Annotated in this window: 5 protein-coding genes and 1 tRNA gene; 4 read left to right on the forward strand and 2 right to left on the reverse strand. The window is 34.4% G+C overall.

The features are described from left to right. The first annotated feature begins 198 nt into the window (after positions 1 to 198). A complete protein-coding gene (gene gyrA / locus AC000W_RS07795) occupies positions 199 to 2,730 on the forward strand; it encodes a DNA gyrase subunit A (RefSeq protein WP_474747360.1) in 2,532 nt (843 codons plus the stop codon). A gap of 36 nt (positions 2,731 to 2,766) precedes the next feature. Continuing rightward, positions 2,767 to 4,035 (forward strand): tetratricopeptide repeat protein, encoded by a 1,269-nt coding sequence (locus AC000W_RS07800; protein WP_474747361.1) that lies wholly within the window; start codon positions 2,767 to 2,769, stop codon positions 4,033 to 4,035. Between the two features lie 51 nt (positions 4,036 to 4,086). On the opposite strand, the gene AC000W_RS07805 is transcribed toward AC000W_RS07800, so the two are convergent. Together AC000W_RS07805 and AC000W_RS07810 are read right to left on the reverse strand one after the other, a co-directional pair. Then, positions 4,087 to 4,839, reverse strand: coding sequence for a C40 family peptidase (locus AC000W_RS07805; protein ID WP_474747363.1), 753 nt, complete (start codon positions 4,837 to 4,839; stop codon positions 4,087 to 4,089). A gap of 16 nt (positions 4,840 to 4,855) precedes the next feature. Next, positions 4,856 to 6,031, reverse strand: a complete 1,176-nt coding sequence (locus AC000W_RS07810) for an acetyl-CoA C-acyltransferase (protein WP_474747364.1) — start codon at positions 6,029 to 6,031, stop codon at positions 4,856 to 4,858. 138 nt (positions 6,032 to 6,169) lie between these two features. Between AC000W_RS07810 and AC000W_RS07815 the strand changes: the two genes are divergently transcribed. Together AC000W_RS07815 and AC000W_RS07820 are read left to right on the forward strand one after the other, a co-directional pair. Next, positions 6,170 to 8,218 (forward strand): HD family phosphohydrolase, encoded by a 2,049-nt coding sequence (locus AC000W_RS07815; RefSeq protein ID WP_474747365.1) that lies wholly within the window; start codon positions 6,170 to 6,172, stop codon positions 8,216 to 8,218. A 110-nt stretch (positions 8,219 to 8,328) separates the two neighbouring features. Next, positions 8,329 to 8,412, forward strand: a tRNA-Ser gene (locus AC000W_RS07820). The last annotated feature ends 82 nt before the right edge of the window (positions 8,413 to 8,494 follow it).

Raw genomic sequence — 8,494 nt, forward strand, 5'->3', positions numbered from 1 at the left:
GCAAATACTGTACCCATATTCGTTAAACATGTCATAAATGCCGAAAAAAGCATAAAAGAATTGGGTTCAGGATAAAAAAAGCAATGAAATTTAGGTGTTGATAAATTGTTTAATAAACTCTTTTTAAATTAGTAAAAAAGGTAGCATTTTCCGTATATTGGCTTGATTTTTTAACATGTAAAATTCTTTAAATTAAGTATGGCGGAAGGAGAAAAGTTAATTCCTATTAATATAGAAGATGAAATGAAATCTGCCTACATTGATTATTCAATGTCGGTCATTGTGTCACGTGCATTACCAGATGTTCGGGACGGTTTTAAACCAGTTCATAGAAGGGTGTTGTACGGTATGCACGAATTAGGTGTAAGATCAGGAAGCGCCCATAAAAAATCTGCCCGTATTGTGGGTGAGGTTTTGGGTAAGTACCATCCTCATGGCGATACTTCTGTTTATGATTCTATGGTGCGTATGGCTCAAGAATGGAGCCTTCGTTACATGTTGGTAGATGGGCAAGGAAATTTTGGTTCTGTTGATGGTGATAGCCCTGCGGCAATGCGTTATACAGAGGCAAGAATGCAAAAGATTGCTGATGAAATGTTGGCAGATATTGATAAGGATACGGTAGATCATCAATTGAATTTTGATGATTCTTTGCAAGAGCCTACTGTGTTGCCTACTAGAATACCCAATTTATTGATTAATGGTGCATCTGGTATTGCTGTTGGTATGGCCACAAATATGCCACCGCACAACCTATCAGAAGTCGTGGATGGTACTGTTGCATATATTGATAATAATGAAATTGAAATTGATGAGTTGATCACCCATATAAAAGCCCCTGACTTTCCTACAGGAGGAGTAATTTATGGGTATGATGGTGTAAAAGAAGCATTCCATACTGGTAGAGGTAGGGTCGTTATGAGAGCCAAAGCCACTTTTGAAGAAGTACAGGGTAAGGAATGTATTATTGTTACAGAAATCCCTTATCAAATTAATAAGGCGGATATGATTAAAAAGACCGCTGATTTAATAAATGATAAAAAAATTGAAGGTATTTCTAGTATTCGTGATGAATCGGACAGAAAAGGGATGCGTATTGTATATATACTTAAGCGCGATGCTATTCCTAATATAGTATTAAATACCTTATATAAATATACTGCTTTACAATCCTCATTCAGTGTAAATAATATTGCACTGGTAAATGGCAGACCAGAATTGTTGAATCTTAAGCAGATGATTCATTACTTCGTGGAACACAGGCATGAAGTAGTTGTTAGAAGAACCAAGTATGAACTTAAGAAAGCTGAAGATAGAGCTCATATTCTTGAGGGTCTTATTATTGCTTCTGATAATATTGATGAGGTAATAGCTATTATTAGGGCATCTTCAAATGCTGATGAAGCACGTGAAAATTTGCAGGAAAGATTTAAGCTTTCTGAAATTCAGGCTAAGGCAATTGTTGAAATGCGACTAAGACAACTTACTGGTCTTGAGCAGGATAAATTAAGGTCTGAGTATGAAGAAATACTTAAAACTATAGAAGAGTTAAAAGACATTTTAGCTAATAAAGACCGAAGAATGCAAATCATAAAAGATGAGCTCCTAGAGGTGAAAGATAAATACGGTGATGCTAGAAGATCAGAAATTAATTTTGCAGGTGGAGATTTAAGCATTGAAGATATGATTCCTGATGAGCAAGTAGTAATTACTATTTCTCATGCCGGCTACATTAAAAGAACCCCGTTAACCGAATATAAAACTCAAAATAGAGGAGGAGTAGGGCAAAAGGCATCTTCAACTAGAAATGAAGATTTCCTTGAGCACTTATTTGTTGGTACCAACCACCAGTATATGTTGTTCTTTACTCAAAAAGGAAAATGTTTCTGGATGCGTGTATATGAAATTCCAGAAGGCAGTAAAACTTCCAAGGGTAGAGCTATTCAGAATCTTATTAATATAGAACAAGATGATAAGGTGAAAGCGTTTATATGTACTCAGGATTTAAAGGATGAGGAGTATGTAAATAGTCATTATGTAATTATGGCTACTAAAAAAGGAACTGTTAAGAAAACTTCTTTGGAGCAATATTCCAGACCAAGGCAGAATGGTATCAATGCAATAGGAATTAGAGAGAATGATGAGTTGTTAGAGGCTAAATTAACAACTGGTACAAGCCAAATATTCTTAGGTCTTAAATCTGGAAAAGCAATTAGGTTTGAGGAAGGCAAAACAAGGCCTATGGGTAGAAATGCATCTGGAGTGAGAGGTATTACGCTTGCACATGAAGAAGATGAAGTTATAGGAATGGTTTCAGTCCATGATTTTGATGAGGAAATTTTGGTAGTTTCGGAAAATGGATATGGTAAGCGCTCTAGTATAGATGATTACAGAATTACCAATAGAGGAGGTAAGGGAGTAAAAACAATTTCTATAACAGATAAAACAGGAGGACTTGTTGCTATTAAGAATGTTACAGATTCTGATGATCTTATGATTATAAATAAATCGGGTATCGCAATACGAATGAGCGTGGAAGATTTAAGAGTTATGGGTAGAGCTACGCAGGGTGTAAAACTTATCAATATTAAAGGTGATGATTCTATTGCTGCTGTGGCGAAAGTGATGAAATATGAAGAAGATATTAGTGAGACTGACATCTTGGATATTGAGGTAAATGAAGAAGATGGCACGGCTCTTGATACTGACAATGCGGAAACCAAAGAATAATTAATAAACACTAATACAAATAAATTGATTTTAAAGATGAAAACTAAAATTTTATTATTGGCGGCTATATCCTTCACGATAGTCGGATTTTCTCAAAAGGCAGAATTAAAAGCTGCTGATAAGGCTTTTAAAGGTGGAGATTCCATGGCGGCAAAATCTGCTTTGGAAAGTGCTGCTTCGTTGATTGATGCAGCTGATGAAAAAACAAAAGGGTTGTATTATTATCTACGTGGTAAAACCTATGCTGATTTAGCAAAGAAAGGTGATGCAACTGCTTTTAGCGAAGCTGCAACTTCTTTCAAAAAACTAATAGATATAGAAGCTGCAAGTGGAAAGTTGAAATATACAAACGAAGCCAATCAACATGTTGCAGCCTTGGTGGCGGATTTAGTTAATGCAGCAGTTGAGGATAATAACAATAACAAATACAAAGAGGCGGGTGAAAAGCTATATATGGGCTATAAATTAAGTCCAAAAGACACATCATACTTGTACTATGCTTCTAGTAGTGCTGTTAACGGTGGACATTATGAGGATGCCTTAAAATATTATGATGAACTTAAGGCAATAGGCTATGATGGCGGCGGCATTAAGTATACTGCTTTAAATGTTGCTTCTGGAGAAAGAGAAGAAATGGATCAAACACAGAGAGACCTATTTGTAAAAGCTGGTACTCACTCAGAGCCTTTAGACGAAAAAATACCTTCTAAAAAATCGGAGATTGTTAAGAATATGGCTCTTATCTACTCTCAATTAGGTCAAGATGATAAAGCAATGGATGCTTATAAAGTTGCTAGAGCTAATAATCCAGGTGATGTAAATTTAATATTGAATGAAGCTAATTTACATTATAAATTAGGGGACAAAGATATGTTTAAATCATTGATGGCAGAAGCAGCTGATCTTGCACCGGATAATGCAGATTTACATTATAATATTGGTGTAATTAATATGGAGCAGGGAAATATTGAAGAGGCTAGAGCTTCTTATAAAAGAGCTTTAGAAATTAAACCGGATTATGTTAATGCACAATTAAACCTTTCTACTACTTATGTTAATGAAGGAAATGGTTTAATTGATGAAATGAATGAACTATCTACCTCTAGAAAAAGAGCCGATTTAGACAAGTATGATGCGCTTAAGCAGCAAAAGGATGATTTATTTGTAGTTGCTTCCAAAGTGTTGGAAGATGCTTTGAAAGTTAGCACAGATAACCAAGCGATATTAAGCCAATTAAAAAATATATATGGTGCTTTGGGTGACAATGATAATTTTATGAGAATAAAAGGTTTGTTGGGAGAGTAACAAACCATCTATCTATAAAAAAAAAGCCTTCATATGTGAAGGCTTTTTTTTTTATATAATTTTTTTAATGACTCTTAATTTATGCGTGTAGGTCTTAATTTCATTGTTAAAAATACCTGTATGATCTATTCTATCAATTCTAACTTTCCCATCAGAATGGATGATGTAGTTGTTTTTCATAATAATACCTACATGGTCTATAATTCCTTCTTTATTATCAAAAAAGGCTAAATCCCCTTCTTCACTTTCTTCTATAAAACTTAGGGCATCTCCTTGAGTTGACTGCTGATTGGGGTTTCTTAATAATTTATAGCCGTTCATCTTGTATACCATTTGAGTAAATCCGCCAGAATCTATTCCAAAAGGGGTTTTTCCACCATATAGGTATGGAGTATTTAAATACAAAAGGGCGGTATTTATAAGATTGGATTTTGGCATTACTGTGTCAATTATACTACCCTCAAATAGATGTAATAAAACGTCTGTATGTAATACTGAAGAGCCTAAAAGTATGGGAACTAATACATTATTTTCTGATTCTACAAAAGAAACCAAGTCTGAGGAATTTTTAATATCCTCGGATGCGTCAAAATTTATATAATCTTCCTCCGAAATAAAAATGAACTGTTTATTACATACCCATCCTTCAAAACCATCAAAGGCAATTCGTATTTTACTCCAGTTTTTGCGATGCTCTATCACCTTAAAATAATCCCCATAAAGAAGTTGGGTAGTCATTTCTCCAGATTCTTCAGCATTAAACCTAACAGGGACAGCACTAAGGTGGCAAATACCGTATTGCATATATATTCTTTAATTCTTAATGCTTTTTCAAAACAATTGCAGATGCTCCACCACCGCCATTACAAATAGCAGCAGCACCTATTTTTCCATTATTTTGTTCCAAAACATTGAGCAAAGTAACTATTATTCTTGCACCAGAACAGCCTAAAGGATGTCCTAGGGAAACAGCTCCTCCATTTACATTTACATTGTCATCGTTTAGATTAAGAAGTTTCATGTTTGCCAACCCAACAACGGAAAAAGCCTCATTAAATTCGAAATAATCAATTTTATCTAAAGAGATACTGGCTTTCTTCAAAGCTTTTGGCAGGGCTTTAGCAGGAGCGGTAGTAAACCATTCCGGTTCATGAGCAGCGTCTGCATAGGATAGAATAGTAGCAATAGGCTCTATGTTTAATTCTTTTGCTTTTTCTTCACTCATGAGCACCAAAGCAGCTGCACCATCATTAATGGTCGATGCATTTGCGGCTGTCACAGTTCCATCTTTACTAAAAGCTGGTCTAAGAGTTGGTATTTTGTCCAGCTTAACATTTTTGTATTCCTCATCTTCATTAATTAAAATTGGTTCACCTCTTCTTTGGGGAACCTCCACAGGAACTATTTCGTTATTGAACTTTCCATTCTTCCATGCTTCAGCAGAGCGTAAATACGATTGTATGGCATAAGTATCTTGGTCTTTTCTACTAAAATCATATTTTTCGGCACAAGCATCTGCACAAACACCCATTGCATTTTGGTCATAGACATCAACTAAACCATCTTTCTGTAAACCATCAATTAAAGTGGCAGGTCCAAATTTTACACCATTTCTCATATGTACATAATGAGGTATAAGGCTCATATTCTCCATTCCGCCTGCGACTACAATTGAGTTGTCACCCAAGGCGATGGACTGGGCAGCTTGCATAACAGTTTTCATTCCAGAGGCACAAACTTTATTAATTGTTGTGCAGGGAACAGTGTTTGAAATTCCAGCAAAAATTGCAGCTTGTCTAGCTGGCGCTTGTCCTGTACCGGCCTGTACAACATTTCCCATCAAAACCTCTTCAACCATTTCTGGATTAAGATTTATTTTATTCAAAGCACCCTTTATTGCTATTGCCCCTAATTTGGGTGCTGGGATGGTAGATAATACACCCATAAAACTTCCTATAGGTGTACGTACTGCCGAAACGATGACTACTTTTTTCATTTTGCAAAAAATTATGTTGCGAAATTAATAAATAAAAAGCGCATCGAATAAAGAACCATAAATTATCAATACTGATGGTTTTGCCATAAAATTTTTATTCAACTTATATTTTCTATTTTTGAAATAGATATTTTCTGCATGAGCCAATCACTGGATAATTTATATAAGAACCAATCTAACATATATAAGTACTTACTTTATTTTGTATCTATATTTTTTATTGTGTTCTTTTTTCCTAAAGGAGGGAAGTTTAAATACGAGTTTCAAAAAGGAAAACCTTGGCAATATGAGAACTTATATGCTCCATTCGATTTTTCAATTAAGAAAAGTAATGAAGAAATTGAGGAAGAACGATTAGCAATTATAAACAATCAAATTGACTATTATACTTATAATGCTGAGGTTGTTAAAAAAGTGGAAAATGATTATGAAGCTTCATTCACTGCCATTTTTAATGACCAAGGATTAAATAATGCCCAGCAACAAATTTTAAGAAATATTGGAACAGATATTCTCCAGGAATTTTATAAGAATGGAGTATTAACAGTAGAAGCAAAAAAGGAAAACAGCAATCTATATATTGTTAGGCAACGTGAAGCCGAAAAATTTTCGTTTGACCAGATTTATGATATACAAGATATTCATAAGGTTGTAAAGGAGATATTACAACAGAAAAGACTTACGGAATATACCTCGCAATTCCAAAATCTTTTCTCTTCCATTGTTGAGCCAAATGTTACTTATGATGAGAACTTGTCTTTAAAAGCACAGGAAGAAGAACTATCACAAATATCTCATACAAGAGGAAATATTGATGAAGGGAAAATTATTATTGTCAAAGGAGAGGTTGTTGAGGCTGATAATTATAAAATTTTAAATTCCTTAAAAGGAGAATATGAATCAGAGCTTTGGAGCTCAAAGAACTATTATTTTATTCTTTTTGGCTATACCATTTTGGTTGCATTGGTCCTTATGATGCTGCTTCTTTTTTTAAAAAAATATAGAAGAGAAATTTTTGGAAACAATACAAAGGTTACGTTTATCTTTTTTAATATTTTACTTATGGTATTTATTACCACACTTATTGTAAAATATAAAGAAACTTATGTCTTTTTAGTACCATTATGTATTCTTCCTATTATTTTAAAAACATTTTTTGATGCCAGGTTAGGGCTCTTTGCTCACGTCCTAACGGTACTTATTTTAGGCTTTGTGGTTCCCAATAGTTTTGAATATATCTTTTTGCAAACCATTGCTGGGATTGTTACTATTTTAACGGTGTCAGAAATGCATAAGAGAACCAATCTTTTTGTTTCTGTAGGCCAAATTACCTTGATATATATTGTTGGTTATTTAGCATTTCATATTATCCATGAAGGTACTTTGGATAATATAGAATGGATGACATTGGTGGTTTTCTTATTGAATGGGGTAATTACTTTAGCCTTTGCCCAGCCTTTAATTTATATTTATGAAAAACTTTTTGGACTGGTTTCAGATGTTTCTCTTTTGGAGCTTTCTGATACGAATTCAAGATTACTAAAAGAACTTTCTAATAAGGCCCCAGGTACATTTCACCATTCCTTACAAGTTGCTAATTTAGCTGAAGCTGCTGCCAACGAAATTGGCGCCAATGCAATGATGGTTAGAGTAGGAGCTTTATATCATGATATTGGTAAAATGAACAACCCTACTTATTTTACGGAAAATCAAATTACAAATGTAAACCCTCATAATGAACTTAAACCTATGGATAGTGCCAAGATAATTATCAATCATGTTATTGAAGGTATAGAAATAGCGAGAAAAAATAACCTGCCAGATAGAATTATTGATTTTATAAGAACACACCATGGTACCAATGTGGTGTATTATTTTTATAAAAAACAACAAGAAGAAAATGAGAATGTAAATATTGCTGATTTCAGCTATCCAGGACCAATCCCTTTTTCCAAGGAAACAGCTATTTTAATGATGGCAGATTCTGTAGAGGCGGCATCAAAAAGTTTGAAAAACCCTACGTATCAAATAATAGATGAGTTTATTGATAAGATTATTAGTGGTCAAATGCAGGCAAATCAGTTTTTAAATGCCAACATTACCTTTAAAGAGATTGAAGCTGTGAAGAAGGTATTGAAGCAAAAATTGACCAACATCTACCATCTTAGAGTGGAATATCCTGAATAATAAAGCCTTGACTTTTTTTAATTAAAAAACTAAAAAAAAATTTTGCGTTCTAAGATATGAAGAGGTACATTTGCATCCGCATTTTATATGCGTGTTCTATAGAAAATATTGGAGAGGTGCCGGAGTGGTAACGGAGCAGATTGCTAATCTGTCGACGGGTAACTGTCGCATGGGTTCGAGTCCCATTCTCTCCGCAATTTTCTTTTAATATATAGATAACCTTCGGGGTGTAGCGTAGCCCGGTTATCGCGCCGCGTTTGGGACGCGGAGGTCGCA

It is taken from the genome of Saonia sp., assembly GCF_056326165.1.

Excerpts from the sequence above, each read along its gene's own strand:
- gyrA (WP_474747360.1), top strand. The coding sequence starts at position 199 with ATGGCGGAAGGAGAAAAGTTAATTCCTATTAATATAGAAGATGAAATG.
- AC000W_RS07815 (WP_474747365.1), top strand. The coding sequence starts at position 6,170 with ATGAGCCAATCACTGGATAATTTATATAAGAACCAATCTAACATATAT.
- AC000W_RS07800 (WP_474747361.1), top strand. The coding sequence starts at position 2,767 with ATGAAAACTAAAATTTTATTATTGGCGGCTATATCCTTCACGATAGTC.
- AC000W_RS07810 (WP_474747364.1), bottom strand. The coding sequence starts at position 6,031 with ATGAAAAAAGTAGTCATCGTTTCGGCAGTACGTACACCTATAGGAAGT.
- AC000W_RS07805 (WP_474747363.1), bottom strand. The coding sequence starts at position 4,839 with ATGCAATACGGTATTTGCCACCTTAGTGCTGTCCCTGTTAGGTTTAAT.